The organism is Pseudomonas sp. TNT2022 ID1044 (assembly GCF_028656895.1).
GTDB classification, from domain to species: domain Bacteria; phylum Pseudomonadota; class Gammaproteobacteria; order Pseudomonadales; family Pseudomonadaceae; genus Aquipseudomonas; species Aquipseudomonas reinekei.
Window position 1 is genome coordinate 65,552 of the sequence record NZ_JAMDHB010000006.1, and the last position, 21,284, is coordinate 86,835.

The 21,284-nt window shown below is 60.2% G+C and carries 19 protein-coding genes; 7 read left to right on the plus strand and 12 right to left on the minus strand.

Translation table 11 applies throughout. The annotated features are described in order from the left end of the window. Window positions 1–84: 84 nt before the first annotated feature. From pqqC to M5G20_RS08635, 4 genes are read left to right on the plus strand one after another with little or no spacing between them, the layout of a single operon-like run. Window positions 85–837 carry a pyrroloquinoline-quinone synthase PqqC gene (gene pqqC / locus M5G20_RS08620; RefSeq protein ID WP_273918785.1) on the plus strand — a complete coding sequence of 251 codons (753 nt, stop codon included), beginning with the start codon at window positions 85–87 and terminating at the stop codon, window positions 835–837. Further along, window positions 834–1,109, plus strand: coding sequence for a pyrroloquinoline quinone biosynthesis peptide chaperone PqqD (pqqD, locus tag M5G20_RS08625; RefSeq protein ID WP_075946176.1), 276 nt, complete (start codon window positions 834–836; stop codon window positions 1,107–1,109). Before pqqC ends, pqqD begins: the two co-directional genes overlap by 4 nt. A gap of 7 nt (window positions 1,110–1,116) precedes the next feature. Further along, window positions 1,117–2,253: a pyrroloquinoline quinone biosynthesis protein PqqE gene (gene pqqE, locus M5G20_RS08630; RefSeq protein ID WP_412071954.1), complete on the plus strand. Its 1,137-nt coding sequence runs from the start codon at window positions 1,117–1,119 to the stop codon at window positions 2,251–2,253. Beyond that, complete coding sequence (locus M5G20_RS08635; RefSeq protein WP_273918786.1) at window positions 2,219–4,045, plus strand: S9 family peptidase; 1,827 nt, start codon at window positions 2,219–2,221, stop codon at window positions 4,043–4,045. Before pqqE ends, M5G20_RS08635 begins: the two co-directional genes overlap by 35 nt. A gap of 93 nt (window positions 4,046–4,138) precedes the next feature. On the opposite strand, the gene M5G20_RS08640 is transcribed toward M5G20_RS08635, so the two are convergent. Beyond that, window positions 4,139–4,297, minus strand: a complete 159-nt coding sequence (locus M5G20_RS08640) for a YqaE/Pmp3 family membrane protein (RefSeq protein ID WP_003228885.1) — start codon at window positions 4,295–4,297, stop codon at window positions 4,139–4,141. 172 nt (window positions 4,298–4,469) lie between these two features. Beyond that, on the minus strand, window positions 4,470–5,753 hold the full coding sequence (locus tag M5G20_RS08645) for an aspartate aminotransferase family protein (RefSeq protein ID WP_273918787.1): 1,284 nt from the start codon (window positions 5,751–5,753) through the stop codon (window positions 4,470–4,472). Window positions 5,754–5,922: 169 nt separating this feature from the next. On the opposite strand from M5G20_RS08645, the gene M5G20_RS08650 reads away from it, so the two are divergent. Then, on the plus strand, window positions 5,923–6,852 hold the full coding sequence (locus M5G20_RS08650; RefSeq protein ID WP_273918788.1) for a LysR family transcriptional regulator: 930 nt from the start codon (window positions 5,923–5,925) through the stop codon (window positions 6,850–6,852). Window positions 6,853–7,079: 227 nt separating this feature from the next. Here M5G20_RS08650 and M5G20_RS08655 read toward each other — a convergent pair whose 3' ends face one another. From M5G20_RS08655 to bioB, 10 genes are all read right to left on the minus strand, one after another. Continuing rightward, entirely contained in the window at window positions 7,080–8,858 is a 1,779-nt protein-coding gene (locus M5G20_RS08655) for an acyl-CoA dehydrogenase C-terminal domain-containing protein (protein ID WP_273918789.1), read from the minus strand. Window positions 8,859–9,078: 220 nt separating this feature from the next. After that, a complete protein-coding gene (locus tag M5G20_RS08660; protein WP_273918791.1) occupies window positions 9,079–10,875 on the minus strand; it encodes an acyl-CoA dehydrogenase C-terminal domain-containing protein in 1,797 nt (598 codons plus the stop codon). Window positions 10,876–10,961: 86 nt separating this feature from the next. Then, window positions 10,962–12,254, minus strand: coding sequence for a GGDEF domain-containing protein (locus tag M5G20_RS08665; protein ID WP_150736338.1), 1,293 nt, complete (start codon window positions 12,252–12,254; stop codon window positions 10,962–10,964). Between the two features lie 267 nt (window positions 12,255–12,521). Next, on the minus strand, window positions 12,522–14,327 hold the full coding sequence (locus M5G20_RS08670; RefSeq protein ID WP_075946186.1) for a phenylacyl-CoA dehydrogenase: 1,806 nt from the start codon (window positions 14,325–14,327) through the stop codon (window positions 12,522–12,524). Window positions 14,328–14,603: 276 nt separating this feature from the next. After that, window positions 14,604–14,900, minus strand: coding sequence for a pyrroloquinoline quinone biosynthesis protein PqqE (locus tag M5G20_RS08675; protein ID WP_075946187.1), 297 nt, complete (start codon window positions 14,898–14,900; stop codon window positions 14,604–14,606). A 107-nt stretch (window positions 14,901–15,007) separates the two neighbouring features. Beyond that, entirely contained in the window at window positions 15,008–15,688 is a 681-nt protein-coding gene (gene bioD, locus M5G20_RS08680; RefSeq protein WP_273918793.1) for a dethiobiotin synthase, read from the minus strand. Beyond that, window positions 15,685–16,497, minus strand: a complete 813-nt coding sequence (gene bioC, locus M5G20_RS08685) for a malonyl-ACP O-methyltransferase BioC (RefSeq protein WP_273918794.1) — start codon at window positions 16,495–16,497, stop codon at window positions 15,685–15,687. The genes bioD and bioC overlap by 4 nt, the downstream gene beginning before the upstream one ends. Continuing rightward, window positions 16,490–17,221: an alpha/beta fold hydrolase gene (locus M5G20_RS08690; protein WP_273918795.1), complete on the minus strand. Its 732-nt coding sequence runs from the start codon at window positions 17,219–17,221 to the stop codon at window positions 16,490–16,492. The genes bioC and M5G20_RS08690 overlap by 8 nt, the downstream gene beginning before the upstream one ends. After that, the gene (bioF, locus tag M5G20_RS08695; RefSeq protein WP_273918796.1) at window positions 17,214–18,392 is read right to left on the minus strand and encodes an 8-amino-7-oxononanoate synthase; all 1,179 of its coding nucleotides are present in this window, start codon (window positions 18,390–18,392) and stop codon (window positions 17,214–17,216) included. Before bioF ends, M5G20_RS08690 begins: the two co-directional genes overlap by 8 nt. 120 nt (window positions 18,393–18,512) lie before the next feature. Beyond that, window positions 18,513–19,568: a biotin synthase BioB gene (gene bioB / locus M5G20_RS08700; RefSeq protein WP_150736345.1), complete on the minus strand. Its 1,056-nt coding sequence runs from the start codon at window positions 19,566–19,568 to the stop codon at window positions 18,513–18,515. Window positions 19,569–19,658: 90 nt separating this feature from the next. On the opposite strand from bioB, the gene M5G20_RS08705 reads away from it, so the two are divergent. Next, window positions 19,659–20,399: a ComF family protein gene (locus tag M5G20_RS08705; RefSeq protein ID WP_273918798.1), complete on the plus strand. Its 741-nt coding sequence runs from the start codon at window positions 19,659–19,661 to the stop codon at window positions 20,397–20,399. Window positions 20,400–20,462: 63 nt separating this feature from the next. Continuing rightward, a complete protein-coding gene (locus M5G20_RS08710) occupies window positions 20,463–21,227 on the plus strand; it encodes a TOBE domain-containing protein (protein ID WP_273918800.1) in 765 nt (254 codons plus the stop codon). Window positions 21,228–21,284: the final 57 nt, after the last annotated feature.

Below are 21,284 nucleotides of genomic sequence, written 5' to 3' on the forward strand. Positions count from 1 at the left end.
GCGATACCTGTGGGAGCTGGCTTGCCAGCGATGACGTCCGACCAGACACCAAAGATTTCAACGGTTGCACACCGGAGAACCGAAATGACTGACACCCCGATGTCCCCCGCCGAATTCGAGGCGGCCCTGCGTGCCAAGGGCGCCTACTATCACATCTATCACCCTTATCACGTGGCGATGTACGAAGGCCGGGCGACCCGTGAGCAGATCCAGGGTTGGGTCGCCAACCGTTTCTACTATCAGGTGAACATCCCCCTGAAGGATGCGGCGATTCTGGCCAACTGCCCGGACCGCGAGATCCGTCGCGAGTGGATTCAGCGCCTGCTCGACCACGACGGCGCGCCCGGTGAAGACGGCGGTATCGAAGCCTGGTTGCGCCTGGGCCAAGCCGTTGGCCTCGACCCGGACCAACTGCGTTCCCAGGAACTGGTGCTGCCGGGCGTGCGTTTTGCCGTCGATGCCTACGTCAATTTCGCCCGCCGCGCCAGTTGGCAGGAAGCCGCCAGCAGCTCGTTGACCGAACTGTTCGCACCGCAGATCCACCAGTCGCGCCTGGACAGCTGGCCCCAGCACTACCCGTGGATCGACCCGGCCGGCTACGAGTATTTCCGCACTCGCCTGGGCCAGGCGCGGCGCGATGTCGAGCACGGTCTGGCGATCACCCTTGAGCATTACCAAACCCGGGAAGGCCAGGAGCGCATGCTGGAAATTCTCCAGTTCAAACTGGACATTCTTTGGAGCATGCTCGATGCCATGAGCATGGCTTACGAACTCAAACGCCCGCCGTATCACAGCGTGACCGCAGAACGGGTCTGGCACAAAGGAATCACCTTATGAGTTTCGATCGCAGCAAGACCCCGACCTGGCGTCCCGGCTATCGCTTCCAGTACGAACCGGCACAGAAAGGCCATGTGCTGCTGTACCCGGAAGGCATGATTAAGCTCAATGAAAGTGCCGCGTTGATTGGTGGTTTGATTGACGGCGAGCGCGATGTTGCGGCGATCATCAAGGCGCTCGACGAACAATTCCCCGGCGTGCCCGAGCTCGGTGACGACATCGAGCAATTCATGGAGGTTGCCCGTGCGCAGCACTGGATCGAACTTGCCTGAATCATCGGTGCAAGTACCGCCCAAACCAGAAATTGGCCTGCCGCTCTGGCTGCTGGCCGAGCTGACGTACCGCTGCCCGCTGCAATGCCCGTACTGCTCCAACCCGCTGGACTTCGCCGAGCAAGGCAAGGAGCTGAGCACCGAACAGTGGATCAAGGTGTTTCGTGAAGCGCGGGAAATGGGCGCGGCGCAACTGGGCTTTTCCGGTGGCGAACCGCTGGTGCGTCAAGACCTCGCCGAGTTGATTGGCGAAGCCCGCAAACTGGGCTTTTACACCAACCTGATCACCTCCGGCATCGGTCTGACCGAACAGAAAATCAGCGATTTCAAGAAGGCCGGGCTCGATCATATCCAGATCAGTTTCCAGGCCAGCGACGAGCAGGTGAACAACTTGCTGGCCGGCTCCAAAAAGGCTTTCGCGCAGAAGCTGGAAATGGCCCGCGCGGTGAAAGCCCACGGCTATCCGATGGTGCTCAACTTCGTTACCCATCGGCACAACATCGACAAGATCGACCGCATCATCGAGCTGTGCATCGCCCTTGAAGCGGACTTCGTCGAACTCGCCACTTGCCAGTTCTATGGCTGGGCGCAGCTCAACCGCGTCGGGCTGTTACCGACCAAAGAACAACTGGTGCGCGCCGAACGCATCACCAATGAATATCGGGCCAAACTCGAAGCCGAAGGGCATCCGTGCAAGCTGATTTTCGTCACGCCGGACTACTACGAAGAACGCCCGAAAGCCTGCATGAACGGCTGGGGCAGTATTTTTCTGACCGTCACACCGGACGGAACCGCGTTGCCGTGTCACGGTGCCCGACAGATGCCGGTGCAGTTTCCCAACGTGCGCGACCACAGCATGCAGCACATCTGGTACGACTCGTTCGGGTTCAACCGCTTTCGCGGTTATGACTGGATGCCCGAGCCGTGCCGCTCCTGCGACGAGAAAGAAAAAGATTTCGGCGGCTGCCGCTGCCAGGCGTTCATGCTCACCGGTGACGCGAGCAACGCCGACCCCGTGTGCAGCAAGTCGGAACATCACGGCGTGATCCTCAAGGCCCGCGAAGAAGCCGAGCACGCTACCCAGACCATCGAACAACTGGCCTTTCGCAATGAACGAAACTCACGCCTCATCGCCAAAAGCTGAACCGCTCAGTGCCGGCAAGGCCGTGGCTGCCGGCATCGACTTTGCCGAATTGCAGGTCGGCAAACACGGTTTGTTCTGGAACGAATATCGCCCCGAGGACGCCGCGTGCCGGATCTGGCATTGGCGCGCAGGCGCAGCGACATGCCTGACGCCGCCGGGGTTCAGTGTGCGCAGTCGGGTGTACGAATATGGCGGTGGCGCGTTTTGTCTGACGGACGACGGGATCGTCTTCGTCAATGAGGCTGACCAGCAGCTGTATCGTCAATCGCTCCACGGCGAGGTCCCCGAAGCGCTGACATCCGGTGAGTGCCGCTACGGTGACCTGCAGTTCGCCCAGGGTCAGGTGCTGGCGGTTGAGGAAAACCGCGACCAACACCGATTGGTGGCAATTGATCTGGCGGATGGCGCGCGGCATTTGCTGGCCGAGGGCGCCGACTTTTACGCAGCCCCGACGCTCAGTCCCGACGCCAGTCGACTGGCCTGGATTGAGTGGAGTCGCCCCGATCAACCGTGGACCGCAACCCGCTTGATGGTTGCCGAACGCCAAAGTGACGGTGGCTTTGGCCCGGCCTCCTGTGTGGCCGGAGATCATGCTGAAGAATCCCTGCAGCAACCGCGATTTGATCGCGCCGGCCGCTTGTTCTGCCTGACCGATCGGGGTGGTTACTGGCAGCCGTGGATGGCATCGCAAAACGCCCTGATCCCACTGCCGAGCGTTGCCGCCGATCATGGCCCGGCACCCTGGCAGCTCGGTGGTTGCACCTGGCTACCGCTGCACGACGGCAATTATCTGGCGAGTTGGACTGAAGACGGTTTTGGCCGGTTGGGTCTGCGGGGCGATTGCTGCGAAGACTTCACCGCTGACTACAGCCGCTTCCGTCACCTCGCCATGGATGAGCAGTTCATTTACTGCATCGCCGCCTCGCCAGTGAGCTCCGCCGCCGTGATCGCGATCGATCGCCAGTCGCGGCAAGTCAACGTACTGGCCGGTGGTGTTGCGCCGCTACCCGCTGAAAAAATCAGTCGCCCGCAAACCCTGCGCTATCCAAGCGGCTCGGGCGAGGCTCACGGCTTCTTCTATCCCGCGATGACCGGCGAAGCAAAACCACCGCTGGTCGTGTTCATCCACGGTGGCCCGACTTCGGCGTGCTATCCGATGCTCGACCCGCGCATTCAATACTGGACGCAGCGCGGTTTCGCCGTGGCAGATCTCAACTACCGAGGCAGCAGTGGTTATGGTCGCGCCTACCGTCAGGCCCTGCATTTGAGTTGGGGTGAGGTCGATGTAGAAGATGCCTGTGCGGTGGTCAGCCATCTCGCCAATCGTGGCTTGATCGATGGCGACAACGCGTTCATCCGCGGCGGCAGCGCCGGTGGCTACACCACACTGTGTGCGCTGGCGTTCCATGACGTGTTCCGCGCCGGCGCCAGTCTTTATGGGGTCAGCGATCCGGTCGCGCTGAGCCGGGCTACCCACAAGTTCGAGGGCGACTACCTCGATTGGCTGATCGGCGATCCCGTACAAGACGCCGAGCGCTATGCCGCGCGCACGCCGTTACTGCATGCGGGCAACATTCGCGTGCCGGTGATCTTCTTCCAAGGGGAACTCGACGCCGTGGTCGTGCCTGGGCAGACCCGCGATATGGTCGAAGCTCTGAAAAACAACGGCATCCTGGTTGAAGCGCATTACTACGCGGATGAACGCCACGGCTTCCGCAAGGCCGGCAATCAGGCCCATGCGCTGGAGCAGGAGTGGATGTTTTATCGACGAGTGATGGAGAGTACAGGCTGAAATCGGTGGTGCTTCAATCGCTGGCAAACCAGCTCCCACAGAACGTTGATTTCCTGTAGGAGCCTCGCTTGCCAGCGATCACGCGTCCCTAATTCAACGCTTGGCGATGATGTATACCGCATGCACGATCCCGGGAATATAACCGCACAACGTCAGCAGAATATTCAGCCAGAACGCCCCGCCGAATCCCACTTGCAGAAACACGCCCAGCGGCGGCAACAAGATGGCGATGATGATGCGAATGAAGTCCATGGGCAGCTCCTGATTGAAGTGGACTCATGCGAGCCCTACAGCTAATCGACCTTTGCCGTCGGTCAGGGTTCAGTGAGTCTAGAAGACAAAAAAACGCCCCACACCAAAAAAATCAGGTGTGAGGCGTGCGTTTTACCGCGAGACGGTTCGGAAATGTGTAGGGCGCGTCTGATCAGACGGCAATCCCTTTGCGGCACTGCAGTTGCGCGGTGCGTACGCGGGAGAAAGCGCGGGCCAGGCGCAGGAGCATTTCATCGATGCTGGCCTTGCTGACGGTGAGCGCCGGGGTGAAGCGCAAGCAGTCCGGTTGCGGAGCGTTGAGCAGCAAGCCTTCGAACAGCGCTGCCTTGACGACGGCATCAGCAGAATCTTCGGACAGCGTCAGCCCCCACAGCAAGCCTTGTCCGCGCAGCTCGCCGTGGCCATAACGATGCGACAAGCGCTGCAAACCTTCACGCAAGTGCTGGGCGGTTTGCCCGACATACTCGAGAAATCCTTTGTCCTGCACGCTCTCGAGCACCGCCAGACCCGCCGCGGTCATCAGTGCGTTGCCATGATGGGTGCCGCTCAGTTCGCCAATGTCGAAACAGCACGCCTTGCCCCGCGCCAGCAACGCCGCCAGGGGCACGCCACCGCCCAGACCTTTGCCCAGGACGACGATATCGGCGCGCACGCCGCAGGACTGTTCGGCAAGTAAAGCGCCGCAGCGCCCCATCCCGGTTTGCACTTCGTCGAGGATCAACAGGATGCCCAGCTCACGACACAGACGCTCAACGCCTTTGAGGTAATGCGCCGAGGCCGGGATCACCCCGGCTTCGCTCTGAATCGGTTCGAGCATGATCGCCACGGTCCGCTCATCTACAGCCGCGTGCAGCGCCGGAAGATCGTTGAAGGGAACATGGCTGAAGCCGGGCAACTGCGGCTCAAATCGGTTGGTCAGCGTCGAACTGTCCGACGCAGACATCGTCGCCAGACTACGACCATGACAGCCGTTATTGGCGACGATGATCCGCGAAGCGCCGCCACGATGCTGTTGACCCCACTTGCGCGCCAGTTTGATCGCCGCCTCACAGGCCTCGCTGCCCGTGTTGAGCAAATACGCCTGATCGCTGCCGGTGCTGAGACACAGGCGTTCGGCGAGATTGAGCATGCCGCGGTTATGCAGGGTGGAACCGGGATTGATCAGGGTCTGCGCCTGCGCCGTGATGGCATTGACCAGCGCCTTTGGACTGTGGCCGAGGCTATTGGCACCGCCGCCCTGGGAAAAGTCCAGATACGCGCGATCATCGCTGTCCCACAACCACGAACCTTGGCCGCGGACAAATATCTGTTGCGGCCGCTCGACACTGGGCATCAGGCACTCACTGGAGAAGTTGTCGTTTCTGGAGGCGAATGAAGCATCCGCGACCAGATCATCAAGACATGGCGAAGCGCGGCGCAGGCTGAACAGATTCATCGGTTCAACCCTCGTTTCAGGTTTTTTGCGTTACCTATGTAAACACCAGCAAAGCAAACGGTATTCATCGCGTTCTGTGGCCCTGTACGCCCCGTGAATGCGGTTAGACTAGGCTCAGGCCCGGCGTTGAGCCATTTCGATTTACCAGCATTTTTGATAAGAATTACTTATGGATTTCAAGCAGCTGCGTTATTTCGTCGCGGTGTATGAAGAGGGCCATGTCGGGCGCGCTGCCGAACGGCTTTCTATCTCTCAACCGGCGCTGTCGCAGCAGATCCGCCACCTCGAACAATCTCTGGATGTGAATCTGTTCGAACGCAGCAGTAAACGCCTGTTGCCGACGCTGGCGGCCCACACGCTGTACAACCACGCCCTGCCCTTGCTCGATGGCCTGCAACGGGCGCGCGAGGCGTTGGGTAACTTCAAGGGGCAAGCGCTGCGTACGTTGGCCATTGGCGTCTTGCAAACCGTGCATACCAGCCTGGTGCCGCAGATGCTGGAGCGCGTGCGCAAGGCCCAGCCGCATCTGGTGGTGCAGATCTATGAATTGACGGGCCTGGAAATCGAACGGCGACTGCTCAATGGCTCGCTGGATATCGGCATCAGCTATTTGCCGCCTCGGCAGCCTGGGCTGCATGGCGTGATGCTGTACGAAGATGAGCTGACACTTGTCATCCCGGCGGACCACCCTTTGCGGGAATTCAAGAAAGTCTCGATGAGCCAGGCTGCACAATTGCCGATGCTGCTCTTGGGTGAGGAATTTCAGATCCGCCAGATCTGGCAGGTGCAACTGGCCAATCTGGGACGTCGGCCACAGGTGCAGGCCGAACTGAATAACATGGCAGGCATTCTCGACAGCCTGCCGCACACGCGACTGGCGACGGTATTGCCCGGACGCTCGCAAAAGACCCACGGCAACGACGAACTGCTGTGGAAGCCGCTCAGTGAGCCGCGGGTGCCTCTAAAAGTAGGTTTGGTGTGTCGCGATGTACAACGGCAACAAGCCTCGCTGGCGTTGTTACAAACGTTGCTGGAAGACGTGATAAATCGGCCGGATGAACGTTTGAACAGCCCGCCGGCACTGGATGGGCTGAGCTGAATACTTTTTCGCAGGCATAAGAAAACCCCGCCGAAGCGGGGCTTTGCAGACTGTTTCCCTGACATCCATTTCACTCCGCCGTCCTGGCAGAATCCTACGTGTCCGTGTTGTTGCTTTGCGCTTCCTGCGCTACGTCCATGTGAAGTAGATTAGCCGTGGATCCAATCTGCATCTATGGGAGATATGCAGCACGTCATGTAAGAGAAAGCTTACATGACGTTACATCATCAGAATTGAGCTGCATCCAGCAGGAACAGCGACTCGCTGCCGGCCTTCACCGACGCGCTCAACGAGTGAATACGCGGCAGCAGGCGTGCGAAATAAAACCGCGCGGTGCCCAGCTTGCTGGCGTAGAAATCGTCCTGCGCTTCTTTGCCGAAAGCGGCCTTGGCCATCAATGCCCACATGTAAGCGTAAGCGACATAACCGAACGCTTGCAGATACTCGACCGACGCCGCGCCGATTTCATTCGGGTTGGATTTAGCCCGGTCGAGCAACCATGCGGTCAGTTCGTCCAGAGTCGTCACCGCGTCGTTCAACGGCTTGGTGAACTCGGCCAGATCGGCGCTGGCGGTGGCCGTGAAGTGACGAATCTCTTCAGCGAACAGGTTGTAGAACGCACCACCGCTACCGACGATCTTGCGACCCACCAGGTCCAGCGCCTGAATGCCGTTGGTGCCTTCGTAGATCTGGGTAATGCGCACATCACGCACCAGTTGTTCCTGACCCCACTCACGGATGTAACCGTGGCCGCCGAATACTTGCTGGCCGTGAACGGTGGTTTCCAGGCCGAGATCCGTCAGGAACGCCTTGGCGACAGGCGTCAGCAACGCCACCAGGTCTTCCGCACGTTTGCGGGTGGATGCGTCTTCGCTGAACTTGGCGGTGTCCAGTTGCATGGCCACGTAAGTCGAGAAGGCACGACCGCCTTCGTTCGAGGCTTTCATGGTCAGCAGCATGCGACGCACGTCCGGATGGACGATGATCGGGTCAGCCACTTTGTCCTTGTTCTGCGCACCGGTCGGCGAACGGCTTTGCAGACGATCGCGAGCGTATTCAACGGCGTTCTGATAAGAGCGCTCGCCCGTGGCCAAGCCCTGGATGCCTACACCCAGACGCTCGTAGTTCATCATGGTGAACATCGCGGCCAGGCCTTTGTTCGGCTCGCCGACCAGGTAACCCACGGCTTCATCGAAGTTCATCACGCAGGTCGCGGACGCCTGGATGCCCATCTTGTGTTCGATCGAGCCGCAGTTGGCCGGGTTACGCGCACCCAGGCTGCCATCGGCATTGACCATGAACTTCGGCACCAGGAACAGCGAAATGCCCTTCGGACCGGCCGGTGCATCCGGCAGTTTGGCCAAGACCAGGTGAATGATGTTTTCGGTCAGGTCGTGTTCGCCGCCGGTGATGAAGATCTTGGTGCCGCTGACTTTGTAGGAACCGTCAGCCTGAGGTTCCGCTTTGGTGCGGATGATGCCCAGGTCGGTGCCAGCGTGCGGTTCGGTCAGGCACATGGAGCCGGCCCAGACACCGGCGTACATGTTTGGCAGATAGGCGGCTTTCAGTTCTTCGCTGGCGTGGGCGTTGATCGACAGGCAGGCACCGGCAGTCAGCATCGGGTACAGACCGAACGACAGGCTGGCAGAGTTGACCATTTCTTCGACCTGGGCCGATACGGCTTTGGGCATGCCCATGCCGCCGTAGGCCGGATCGCCACCGACGCCGACCCAGCCGCCTTCAGCATAAGTCTGATAAGCCTGTGGGAAACCGGCCGGTGTGGTGACGGCACCGTCCGCCCAGTGGCAGCCTTCTTCGTCAGCCGCACGGCTCAGGGGCGCGATGCTTTTGCTGGTGACCTTGCCGGCTTCCTCGAGAATGGCTTCGACGGTTTCCGCATCAACGGTCTCTGCCAGAGCAGGCAGTTCGGCCCAGAGTTTGGCGACCTCGAAAACTTCGTTGAGAACGAAGCGCATATCGCGCAGGGGCGCTTTGTAATCGGCCATGGCAAACCTCGCAAGATCTAAACAGGTGAAACGTAGGAGTTGTGTTTTCGTTGGGTCCGAGTGTAACCCAACAACTTTTGCGACACATAGGGTCAACTGGTGACTGAATTGTTATTTTTAGTCATCAACAAAAAGATCGCAGCCTCGGCAGCGTCCACAGGGATACGTGTACCTCTGCAGGCGCTACCGCAGGCTGCGATCTTTCGCACACAGCGTCGATTTATAGGGCAAACAATTCCGCGGGCAGCTGCATCAGGCAATCACTGCCCGCCTCGATGGCTGCCCGATGAGCGGCCGTGCGCGGCAGCAAACGCTTGAAGTAAAACGCGTTGGTTGCCAGTTTGCCCCGGCAGAAATCGGCATCACCGCTACCGGACTCCAACTGTGCCTGCGCCACCAAAGCCATCCGCAGCCACAAGTAGCCGAGGATGATGTAGCCGCTGTACATCAGGTAATCCACGGATGCCGCGCCGACTTCGTCCGGGTTTTTCATCGCGACCATGCCAACCTGGGTCGTCAATTCACCCCACTGCCGATTCAATTCGTTGAGCTGTGCGACGTAGACCGCCAGTTGCGGATGCGCGGCGTTCGTTGCACAGAATTTGTGGACGATTTTGGTGAAGCCGCGCAGCAGTTTGCCTTGGCTGCCGAGAACTTTACGCCCGAGCAGGTCCAGCGCCTGAATACCGTTGGTGCCTTCGTAGATCGGCGCGATGCGGCAATCACGCACCAGTTGCTCCATGCCCCACTCACGAATGAAGCCGTGGCCACCGAACACTTGCATGCCGTGGTTGGTCACCTCCAGGCCGGTGTCGGTCATGAAGGCTTTGCAGATTGGCGTGAGGAACGCCAGCAGGTCTTCAGCGTCCTGCCGCGCCGTTTCGTCTGCACTCAAATGCGCGACATCCAGCAACTGCGCCGTGAAGTAGGTTAGCGCGCGGTTGCCTTCGTTGAAGGCCTTCATGGTCAGCAACATCCGCCGTACGTCGGGGTGCACGATGATCGGGTCGGCGGCTTTCTCCGGCGCTTTCGGGCCGGTCAGGGAGCGCATCTGCAAGCGGTCGTTGGCGTACTTGATCGCGCCCTGGAAACTCGCCTCGCCCAGACACAACCCTTGCATGCCGGTGCCCAGCCGCGCGTGGTTCATCATGGTGAACATGCAATTGAGGCCCTTGTTCGGCTCGCCGATCAAAAAGCCCTTGGCGTCGTCGAAATTCAGCACGCAGGTGGCCGAGGCCTTGATGCCCATTTTGTGTTCGATCGAGCCGCAGGAAACGCCGTTGCGCTGACCCGCTTCACCCGTCGCGTCGGGCAGAAATTTGGGCACGATGAACAGCGAAATGCCTTTGGTCCCGGCCGGTGCATCCGGCAGTTTCGCCAGCACCAGGTGAATGATGTTGTCGCTCATGTCGTGTTCACCGGCGGAGATGAAAATCTTGCTGCCGGAGATCGCGTAGCTGCCGTCGGCCTGGGGCACGGCGCGAGTCTTGATGATGCCCAGGTCGGTGCCGCAATGGGCTTCGGTCAGGCACATGGTGCCGGTCCATTGGCCGGCGGTGAGTTTGCTCAGGTAGGTCTGTTTCTGCTCCTCGGTGCCGTGGGCGTGAATGGCCGACATGGCGCCGTGGGTCAGGCCGGGGTACATGCCCCAGGAGGTGTTGCTGGAACCGACCATTTCGCTGATGACCAGCCCCAGAGAACTGGGCAAGCCCTGGCCACCGTAAGCCGGATCGGCCGCCAGGCCATGCCAGCCACCTTCCACGTATTGTGCGAAAGCCTGCTTGAAGCCTGTAGGCGTCGTGACCACGCCATTGTCGAAATGGCAGCCTTCTTCGTCGCCGCTGCGGTTGAGGGGCGAGAGCACGTTCTCACAGAATTTCGCGCCTTCCTCGAGGATCGCACTGACCATGTCCGGGCTGGCATCGGCCGCCCCCAGCGCAGCGTAGTTACTGTGAAAGTCGAAGACGTGGTCGATCAGAAAGCGCATGTCGCGCAGGGGAGCTTTGTACTCAGGCATGGTCATTTCTCCGTCAGCAGATTGCTTCAACCTACTGCCGCCGACCACGCCTCACAATCACAGTCCAGAAGCTGAATGCGCCATCATCACTCAACCGTAGCGGCGTCCATGCGCACCGCACCACGGCGGTTCTGACCGAACGCCATCACGCAGTTCCGCCCCGCGCCTTTGGCGCTGTACAGCGCCTGGTCAGCGGACTTGAGCACCTCTTCCGGGGTGCGTTGTTCAATCCGCTCGGCGACGCCGATGCTGACGGTCACCGACACACTCGATGCGCCGGAACCCGCGCGACGCTGGCGCCCCTGACTGTCATCCTGAGGACGGCTGTCCTGATTGCGCAGGTGAATGTTGTAGGTGGCGATGGATTCGCGGATGACCTCCAGGTGCGGCATGCATTCTTCGAGGGTTTTGCCTGCAAACACCAGGGCGAATTCCTCACCTCCATAGCGATACGCCTTACCGCCGCCACCGATTTTCGCCAGTTTGCTGGCAACCAGCCGCAGCACCTGATCGCCGACATCATGGCCGTGGGTGTCGTTGAATTTCTTGAAATGGTCGACGTCGCTCATGGCCAACACATAGTTGCGTCCCAGCCGCTGCATGCGTTCATTCAGCGCACGACGGCCCGGCAACCCGGTCAGTTCATCGCGGAAAGCCATTTGATAGGCTTCGTGGGCAACAGCGGCGGCGATCATCAACATCACCTGGCTGCACATGATGTTGAGGGTAAACGGCAGGATGAAGGTTTTCGGCAACATCCAGAACAACCCGAGCAAACCCACAAGCTGCGCGGCGTGGAGTGGCCTCGGGTTGCGCCAGTACTGGTACGCCAGCAGCACGAACGATGCGATGAACACCGGATAGGACAGCTGGATCAGGCTCATCCAGGCACCGTGCAAGGCCGGCCAGCGAATCTCCGACAACCAGATCAGCAGCGCCTGCGGGTAACTCTGCTCAAGCCCCAATGCCACGCTCCCCACCGCCAGCAACACAGCGAAGCGCGCCACCATGTCCTGAAACAGATGCGTGCGTTCTTGCCACGCCGCAAACACGCCAAACAGTAACGGCAGCAACAGGCAACACAGGTGAAAGACCACGGCCGCGTCTTCACGCACCTTGCCGTTGTCGCGGTAGAAGTCAGTCTGCGTGTCGAGCAGGAAGTAGGCGATGTACACCGTGACCATCAGAAACAATTCACGCTGGCGTCGGTAAACCGCGCAGTAAGCGCCCCCGAGCAACAACACCAGGGTTGGCAGCACGTTGAATAGTGAAGTGAAGAATACGTTCAGGTCTTTGACATAGGCAGCCGCGAGGCCCGCCAGCAAAAGAAGTAATGACGGTAGGAAATGACTGAAACGTACAGCGGAAGAACGCGGCAAGGGTAAAGCTCCGACCCGTCATATCAATAGATGGCATTGTGCCCACTACTGTAACGGCAGAAATCCCGACTTGCTGAGTGTTTTACTGAGGTATTTTTAAAAGAGCGTCACTGGCGGCATCGGAGCCACCAGGGACACAAGGGGAAATCACGTCAAATGTCGTTGTTGAACGGCTGTAGCGGTCCCTCTTCGGGTCGGTCAAACCAACCTGAAAAAAAACCGCCACTCCCAAGAGAGCGGCGGTTTTTTAAGGTGCTTCGTTAAGGCTTAGTAGCCCAGGTCGAAGTGCTCTTCTTTCATGTCCATCAGGTTGTTGGCGCCCGACAACATGGTTGCAACGTGAGTGCGGGTACGCGGCAGGATGCGCTGGAAGTAGAAGCGCGCAGTCTGCAGCTTGGCGGTGTAGAACGCCTCCTCGGAAGTGCCGGCAGCCAGTTTTTCGGCAGCCAGGCGCGCCATGTCAGCCCAGAAGTAGGCCAGGCAGGCGTAACCGGAGTACATCAGGTAGTCCACGGAGGCCGCGCCGACTTCTTCGCGATCTTTCATGGCGGCCATACCGACCTTCATGGTCAGCTCGCCCCATTCCTTGTTCAGTGCAGCCAGCGGTGCGACGAATTCTTGAACCGCTTCGTTGCCTTCGTTGGTCTGGCAGAACTTGTGGACGATCTTGGTGAAACCTTTGAGGGCTTCGCCTTGGGTCATCAGCACTTTACGACCCAGCAGGTCGAGGGCCTGGATACCGGTGGTGCCTTCGTACAGCATCGAAATACGGCTGTCGCGAACGTTCTGCTCCATGCCCCACTCGGCGATGAAGCCGTGGCCGCCGTAGATTTGCACGCCGTGGTTGGCCGATTCGAAACCGACTTCGGTCATGAAGGCCTTGGCGATTGGCGTCATGAACGCCAACAGGGCGTCGGCTTTCTTCTTCTCTTCCTCATCCACGCCGTACTTGACGATGTCGACCTGTTTGGCGGTGAAGTAAACCATCGCACGGTTGCCTTCGGCGAATGCCTTCATGGTCAACAGCATGCGGCGTACGTCCGGGTGCACGATGATCGGGTCAGCGGCTTTGTCCGGCGCTTTCGGGCCAGTCAGCGAGCGCATTTGCAGACGATCGCGAGCGTATTTCAGGCCGCCCTGGAAGCCGATCTCGGCGTGGGCCAGACCTTGCAGCGCGGTACCCAGGCGTGCGGTGTTCATGAAGGTGAACATGCAGTTCAGGCCTTTGTTCGCCGGGCCGATCAGAAAACCGGTGGCCGCGTCGAAGTTCATCACGCAAGTGGCGTTGCCGTGGATGCCCATCTTGTGTTCCAGGGAACCACAGGACACCGCGTTACGCTCACCGATCGAACCGTCAGCGTTTGGCAGGAACTTCGGCACGATGAACAGCGAAATGCCTTTGGTGCCAGCCGGTGCGTCCGGCAGGCGGGCCAGCACGATATGGACAATGTTGTCGGCCATGTCGTGTTCACCGGCCGAGATGAAGATCTTGGTGCCGGAAACTTTGTAGGAACCGTCGGCCTGAGGTTCGGCCTTGGTGCGCAGCATGCCCAGGTCGGTGCCGCAGTGCGGTTCGGTCAGGCACATGGTGCCGGTCCATTCGCCGGAAACCAGTTTGGTCAGGTAAGCGTTTTGCTGTTCCGGGGTACCGTGCTCGGAGATGGTGTTCATCGCGCCGTGCGACAGGCCTGGGTACATGCCCCACGACCAGTTGGACTCGCCAACCATTTCGCTGACTGCCAGACCCAGAGACTCCGGCAAGCCCTGGCCGCCGTGTTCTACGTCATGCGCCAGGCTTGGCCAGCCGCCTTCAACGAATTGCTTGTAGGCCTCTTTGAAACCAGTCGGGGTCTTAACGCCGGACTCGCTCCAGGTGCAGCCTTCGGTGTCACCCACGCGGTTCAGCGGAGCCAGCACCTGCTCACAAAACTTGGCGCCTTCTTCGAGAATGGCGTCAACCATGTCCGGAGTTGCGTCTGCGCAAGCCGGAAGGCTCTGATAGTGCGCTTCGTAGCCGAGCAGTTCGTCACGAACGAAGCGAATATCACGCAAGGGGGCCTTGTAGTCAGGCATAGCGATAAACCTCTGCTGATGTAACCGGGAATGAGCGACCGTGTTGATTTGTTGTGACGGTCAAACAGTTGTTTGAAACATACGTTTACGCCCAAATCTTGTCAAGCGTCGATCTTTTGCCGTTCGTCATCCCTCATGGAAATACCAGGCACACAGCCGTTCAACGCCGCTGACAAAGCAACACGCCGTGTAGGAAAGATTAGTTTAGGGAGAAGGACTTACGCAGAAAAACGCCGCGAAATATCGCGGCGTTGGCAGTGCGGTTTCAGTCGCAGATCAGGCAAACGTATCAATCAGCGTTCCGAGCACTTCGTCGGATGCCTTGGCAACCTTGGCGCCCAGTTCAACCTGGAATTTGCCCTGAGACATCTCGACCATGTTGCTGGCCAGGTCCGACTGCTGACTGCGATCAACCGAACGCAGACGATCGACCTGAGCATCGGAGGACTGGCTGGTGACCGAGCGTTCGATGGTGTTATTGGCGATCTGCCCTGCGGCTTGATCGACACGGTTCTGCCCTGTCTGAATAGTGCTCAGACCGGCATAAAAAGCGGTGTTACCTGAGATTTCCATGGGAGAACTCGTCCTTGCAAAGGATAACCAACACTCATTGAAGCAGACCTGCTGACAAAACGCCCGACAAAAACACTAATGGCACTGTGCCTTGTCATAGACAAATTCTAGTCCAGCAGATCCAGTTGAAGATGTTCGGCCACGGCGTCGGCCGTCACCAGCTTGAGTTTAGGCACCCGCCCCAGGCAGGGCGCAGGAATTCGTTCGGCCAGGGTCGCAAGGTTTTCTTCCAGACGCGAAGTCTTCGGATCGATGATGTTGGCCACCCACCCCGCCAGTTGCAAACCGTCCTTGGCAATCGCTTCGGCGGTGAGCAGTGCGTGGTTGATGCAGCCCAGGCGTACGCCAACCACCAGGATCACTGGCAGCCCCAGTGCCATTGCCAGATCCGACAGGTTGTCCTGATCCGCCAATGGCACTCGCCAGCCACCGGCACCTTCGATCAAAGTGAAATCGGCCTGCATATCCAGAATCTGCCGCATCGGCGTAACCAGAGATTGCACGGTCAGCGCGATGCCGGCTTCGCGCGCGGCCAGGTGCGGCGCAATTGCCGGTTCCAGCGCCACCGGATTGACCTGCGAATAAGTCAACGGCAGCGAGCACTCTGCCAACAATGCCAGCGCATCGGCGTTACGCAGCCCCTTGGGGGTCACGGTGCATCCGGAGGCCACCGGTTTGCCTGCGGCGGTGCTCAGGCCCGCCGTACGCGCGGCATGCAGCAAACCAGCGGCCACCGTGGTTTTGCCGACATCGGTGTCGGTACCGGTGATGAAATAAGCTGCGCTCATAAGGGTTTCTCCAGAACGGCGTACACCACTTGATAAGTCGCCGGCAGACCTTGGGCCTGACGAAACTGCTCATAAGCCTCAACCAAACCCAAAATCCGCGCCCGCCCCGTCAAACCGCCAGGCCGGCCGGGATTGAGGTTATGCGCGCCCAGAGCCTTGAGTTCATGGGTCAGGCTGCGCACATCCGGGTAATGCAGTACATGCGCACGGGTTTCCAGCGTGTGCGCCTTCAAACCGCTGGCCGCACACAGTTGTTGATAAACCGCGAACTCGCGGAAGCGGTTGACGTGCACCATGCCATCGACCTGACGCCAGCTGTCGCGTAACTCGTACAACGTGCCTGCGCACAGACTAGCAAATGCAAAAACACCGCCCGGTTTCAGCACCCGATAGGCCTCGCTGAGCACCGAAGTGAAGTCCGCACACCACTGCACCGCCAGGCTGGAGTAGATCAGATCGCAGGTCGCATCGCGCAATGGCAGGCGTTCGGCATCGCCGGCGATGAAGTGCGCAGCGCCACCCAATGGACGCGCGTGATTGAGCATGCCCTCGGCGATGTCCAGGGCAACGCCGTGCCCGAGCGCAAAGCGCTCGCCCAACGCACGACTGAAGTGCCCGGTGCCACATCCAAGGTCCAGCCAACGCTGTGGGGTGAACGACGCCGGCAAGCGGCGCAACAATTGGCTGCCGACATCTCGTTGCAATTCGGCCACGCTGTCGTAGCTCGCCGCCGCGCGGGAAAACGAGGCCGCGACCTGGCGCTTGTCGGGCAAACCGCCGGGCAGGTTGGGTAGGGATAAATCAGTCATCACCGGACTCATGCAAAAAGGCCTGGATCGCCCCCGCTACACCGTGGGGGTCTTCCAGAAGAAACGCGTGGCCGGCCTGTTCAATCAGACCGATTTCGATATCCGGGGTCAGCGCGAACAACTCGCCTGCCGCCTCGGCGGGAACCAGCCCGTCAAGACCGCCAAACAGATGCAGTTGCGGGCCACGGAAAGCTTGCAAGGCATGCCGGGTATCCAGTTGTGCGAGCACTTCCAGCCCGCTCATCAACACCGACGCTGACGTGTGTGGCGCACCACCGAGCAAGAGCCGCGACAACCCGCGAGCGTCTTCGGCACCTTGGGCGCACAGCAGCGAAAAGCGCTTCAATGTTCCGCGCGGGTCCGCAGCACAGCCGGCCAGAAACGCATCGAAGGTTTCACCCGCCATCGCGCTCGGCCACTGATCATGAGCGACAAAAGAAGGGTTGCTCGCCAGGGTCAGCAAGCCGCAGCAACGGTCTCCACGACGCGCTGCCAATTCGCAAGCGAGCATGCCGCCCAGAGACCAGCCGCCAAGCCAGGCATCCTGTGGCAACGTCGAGTCGAGCTCATCAAGCCATTCTTCAAGATCGCTGGAGTCCAGCTCCGGCAGCGGCTCGATCTCCACTCGCAAGTGTTCATCCAAACCTTGCAAGGCTGCCGCCAGCGGCTCCAGCGGCGAAACACCAAGACCCCAGCCGGGCAGCAGAATCAGTCGATCACGCATGGCTTGGCTCCGGTCCCAGTTGGTCGAAACAATCGGCCAGTCCTTCTAACAATAGCTGTACCTGCGCCTCACTATGGGCGGCGCTCAGGGTCACCCGCAAACGGGCGCTGCCGGCGGGCACGGTCGGTGGGCGGATCGCAGTCACCATCAGTCCGCGCTCGCGCAACATCTGCGACAACCGCACCGCGCGACCGGCGTCGCCAATCATGATCGGTTGAATCGGCGTGAAGCTGTCCATCAGTTCCAGGCCAATCTGTTCGGCACCTCGGCGGAACTGACGGATCAACGCTTGCAGATGTTCGCGACGCCAGTGTTCCGTGCGCAGCAGTTCGAGGCTTTTCAGCGTGGCGCAGGCCAATGCCGGCGGCTGGCTGGTGGTGTAGATGTACGGCCGGGCGAACTGGATCAGGCTCTCGATCAGTTCCTCACTGCCGGCGACAAAAGCACCCGCCGTGCCGAATGCCTTGCCCAGCGTGCCGACCAGTACCGGCACATCGTCCTGGCTCAAACCGAAATGCTCGACGATGCCGCCACCCTTGGCACCCAGCGCACCGAAACCGTGGGCGTCGTCGACCATCAGCCAAGCGCCTTTGGCTTTGGTTTCCCGGGCCAGCGCCGGCAGGTCGGCGAGGTCGCCGTCCATGCTGAACACACCATCAGTGACCACCAGGGTATTGCCGGTGGCTTTTTCAAGACGTTTGGCCAGACTCGCGGCGTCGTTGTGCAGGTAGCGACTGAACCGCGCACCGGACAACAGCCCTGCATCCAGCAACGAGGCGTGATTGAGCCGGTCTTCAAGCACCGTGTCGCCCTGCCCCACCAACGCGGTGACGGCACCGAGGTTGGCCATGTAACCGGTGGTGAACAGCAGTGCGCGCGGGCGTCCGGTGAGATCGGCCAGGGCTTCTTCCAGTGCATGATGCGGGCCGGCATGGCCGATAACCAGATGCGAAGCCCCGCCACCCACGCCCCACTTCAACGCGCCGGCGCGCCAGGCTTCAATCACTTGCGGGTGATTGGCCAGGCCCAGGTAATCGTTGTTGCAGAACGCCAATAACGGCTGGCCATCGACCACCACTTCCGGGCCCTGGGGGCTCTCAAGCAGCGGACGCTGGCGGTAGAGGTTTTCGGCACGACGGGCAGCAAGGCGTGCGGCGAGATCGAAAGACATGCAGGCCTCGAAAGTCAGATCGTAGGAGCCGGCTTGCTGGCGATGGTATCGCTTCGGTTTGTCTGAATGACCGAGGTGATGCCATCGCCAGCAAGCCGGCTCCTACAGGGTCAGCGTCGTTTAGACGGCGGCGTTATAAAACTGCTCGCTGCTCTTCTGCTCCACCAGCGCCTGTTCGATCGCGGCTTGATGCACTTCGTCAGCGTGCTCTTCGCGGGCTTCCGGCAGGATGCCCAGGCGCGAGAACAGTTGCATGTCCTTGTCGGCCTGCGGGTTGGCGGTGGTCAGCAGTTTTTCCCCGTAGAAAATCGAGTTGGCGCCGGCGAAGAACGCCAGGGCCTGCATTTGCTCGTTCATCGCTTCGCGACCGGCAGACAGGCGCACATGGGATTGCGGCATCAGGATCCGGGCGACGGCGAGCATGCGGATGAAGTCGAACGGGTCGACATCTTCAGCGTTTTCCAGCGGCGTACCGGCGACTTTTACCAGCATATTGATCGGCACCGACTCCGGATGCTCCGGCAGGTTGGCCAGCTGGATCAGCAGGTTGGCGCGGTCGTCCAGCGACTCGCCCATGCCGAGGATGCCACCCGAGCAGATTTTCATCCCCGACTCACGCACATAGGCCAGGGTTTGCAGGCGCTCGCTGTAAGTACGGGTAGTGATGATGCTGCCGTAGAACTCCGGCGAGGTGTCGAGGTTGTGGTTGTAGTAGTCGAGGCCGGCCTTGGCCAGCGCTTCGGTCTGATCCTGGTCCAGGCGACCCAGCGTCATGCAGGTTTCCAGGCCCAGCGCTTTCACGCCTTCAACCATTTTCAGCACGTAAGGCATGTCTTTGGCCGACGGGTGCTTCCACGCCGCGCCCATGCAGAAACGGGTCGAACCAATGGCCTTGGCGCGAGCGGCCTCTTCGAGAACCTTCTGCACTTCCATCAGCTTTTCTTTTTCGAGGCCGGTGTTGTAGTGACCGGACTGCGGACAATATTTGCAATCTTCCGGGCAGGCGCCGGTTTTGATCGACAGCAGGGTCGACACCTGGACGCGGTTGGCGTCGAAATGCGCGCGGTGCACCGTCTGCGCCTGGAACAGCAGGTCATTGAAGGGTTGAACGAAGAGTGCTTTGACTTCGGCCAAAGTCCAGTCATGACGCAGGGTTGCAGTGGTGCTGGCGCTCATGGGCGTTTCCTTTGTTTTATGCTTGGCAAGCGCTGGGGACGCAATACCCACAGGCGCGACACGGATGTTCGGCATATTTAAGGAAGAGCAATGCGCTGTCAACCACGATACGAAGGACCGGTTTACATCTGGTTAAAAAACAAACAACCCTGTTTGCTGTGTGATGAAGTGGCCGATGGCGCCACGCCCATCTGCATGGCTTGCGAAACCGAACTGCCCTGGCTCGGCGACCACTGCCAAAGCTGTGCCTTGCCGTTGCCCTCGGCAGGCCTGACGTGCGGCCAGTGCCTGGCGCATCCGCCCGCCTTCGAACACGTCATCGCCCCCTGGACTTACGCCTTTCCGGTAGACAGCCTGATTACCCGTTTCAAGCACAGCGCGAAGTGGCCATTTGGCCACCTGCTCGGCGAACTTCTCGTCCAGGCCCTGCAACATCGCTTCAATGATGATCTTCCGCGACCGGACCTGTTGCTGCCGGTGCCGCTGGCTTCCCGACGATTGCGTCAACGCGGGTTCAATCAAGCCGCCATGCTCGCGCGCTGGGTCAGCGCGGGGCTCGACATACCCTGCGATGAACGGCTGTTGTTGAGGGTTCAGGACACCGATGCGCAACAAGACCTCAATGCCGAGGCGCGCAAAAAGAATTTGCGCAACGCCTTCGCCCTCGCACCCGGCGCCGCGTTCAAGGACCGTCACCTGGCGCTGCTGGACGATGTCCTGACCACCGGCGCCACCGCGCAGGCATTGGCCCGTCTGCTGAGGGACGCCGGTGCCGCTCGGGTGGATGTCTATTGCCTGGCCCGCACCCCCAAACCCGGCGAGTCACCCTGACTTGACTAGTGCGCCCCAAGCGGCCAACGTCCTTGCCACCGACACAACCCAAAGCGTCTCGCCATGTCCTTGCCCAGTTTGTTATCCCAGCACATTGTCCGCCGCCCGCAACGCATCGCCCTGCTGCAGCACATTGCTGAACAGGGCTCGATCACCCGTGCCGCGAAAAGCGCGGGGCTGAGCTACAAGGCAGCATGGGATGCCATCGATGAGCTGAACAACCTTGCGCAGAAACCGTTGGTGGAGCGCAGTGTCGGCGGCAAGGGTGGCGGTGGCGCCAAGTTATCCAGCGAAGGTGAGCGGGTTTTGCGCTTGTATCAAAAGCTGCAGGCGCTGCAGGCTCAGGTGCTGGAAGCGGCTGAAGATGCCAGCGACCTGGATCTGCTCGGGCGCTTGATGTTGCGCACCAGCGCACGCAACCAGCTGCACGGCACGGTCGCGGCGATAGAGCCTCAGGGGCGCAACGATCTGATTCGCCTGGAGATGGCTGAGAACCTGATTGTCGTAGCACAAATCACCCACGACAGTACCGAGCGACTGGAGCTGCAGATTGGCACCGAAGTGGTGGCTTTGATCAAGGCAGGCTGGCTCGACCTGAGGGCGATCGACTCCGCTGCAACCCCCGGGAACAATTGCTTGATCGGCACGATTGAACAGATCCTCGACGCCGAAGACGGCCCCAGTGAAGTGCGCATCGCCCTGCCCAACGGCTTGACCCTGTGTGCCCTGGCCGAACCACAGTGCCTGCAATCTATGGGGCTAAGCAGTGGTAAACCGGTGCGTGTCGAATTTTCGCCGTCGCGGGTGTTGTTGGGCACACCGTTGTAAAACCACTGCAACAAAACCTTCATCTCCCGTCATTAAGGTGACTGCAAAAATCGCAGG

Excerpts from the sequence above, each read along its gene's own strand:
- pqqC (WP_273918785.1), top strand. The coding sequence starts at position 85 with ATGACTGACACCCCGATGTCCCCCGCCGAATTCGAGGCGGCCCTGCGT.
- pqqD (WP_075946176.1), top strand. The coding sequence starts at position 834 with ATGAGTTTCGATCGCAGCAAGACCCCGACCTGGCGTCCCGGCTATCGC.
- M5G20_RS08635 (WP_273918786.1), top strand. The coding sequence starts at position 2,219 with ATGAACGAAACTCACGCCTCATCGCCAAAAGCTGAACCGCTCAGTGCC.
- M5G20_RS08640 (WP_003228885.1), bottom strand. The coding sequence starts at position 4,297 with ATGGACTTCATTCGCATCATCATCGCCATCTTGTTGCCGCCGCTGGGC.
- M5G20_RS08645 (WP_273918787.1), bottom strand. The coding sequence starts at position 5,753 with ATGAATCTGTTCAGCCTGCGCCGCGCTTCGCCATGTCTTGATGATCTG.
- M5G20_RS08650 (WP_273918788.1), top strand. The coding sequence starts at position 5,923 with ATGGATTTCAAGCAGCTGCGTTATTTCGTCGCGGTGTATGAAGAGGGC.
- M5G20_RS08655 (WP_273918789.1), bottom strand. The coding sequence starts at position 8,858 with ATGGCCGATTACAAAGCGCCCCTGCGCGATATGCGCTTCGTTCTCAAC.
- M5G20_RS08660 (WP_273918791.1), bottom strand. The coding sequence starts at position 10,875 with ATGCCTGAGTACAAAGCTCCCCTGCGCGACATGCGCTTTCTGATCGAC.
- M5G20_RS08670 (WP_075946186.1), bottom strand. The coding sequence starts at position 14,327 with ATGCCTGACTACAAGGCCCCCTTGCGTGATATTCGCTTCGTTCGTGAC.
- M5G20_RS08675 (WP_075946187.1), bottom strand. The coding sequence starts at position 14,900 with ATGGAAATCTCAGGTAACACCGCTTTTTATGCCGGTCTGAGCACTATT.
- bioD (WP_273918793.1), bottom strand. The coding sequence starts at position 15,688 with ATGAGCGCAGCTTATTTCATCACCGGTACCGACACCGATGTCGGCAAA.
- bioC (WP_273918794.1), bottom strand. The coding sequence starts at position 16,497 with ATGACTGATTTATCCCTACCCAACCTGCCCGGCGGTTTGCCCGACAAG.
- M5G20_RS08690 (WP_273918795.1), bottom strand. The coding sequence starts at position 17,221 with ATGCGTGATCGACTGATTCTGCTGCCCGGCTGGGGTCTTGGTGTTTCG.
- bioF (WP_273918796.1), bottom strand. The coding sequence starts at position 18,392 with ATGTCTTTCGATCTCGCCGCACGCCTTGCTGCCCGTCGTGCCGAAAAC.
- bioB (WP_150736345.1), bottom strand. The coding sequence starts at position 19,568 with ATGAGCGCCAGCACCACTGCAACCCTGCGTCATGACTGGACTTTGGCC.
- M5G20_RS08705 (WP_273918798.1), top strand. The coding sequence starts at position 19,659 with ATGCGCTGTCAACCACGATACGAAGGACCGGTTTACATCTGGTTAAAA.
- M5G20_RS08710 (WP_273918800.1), top strand. The coding sequence starts at position 20,463 with ATGTCCTTGCCCAGTTTGTTATCCCAGCACATTGTCCGCCGCCCGCAA.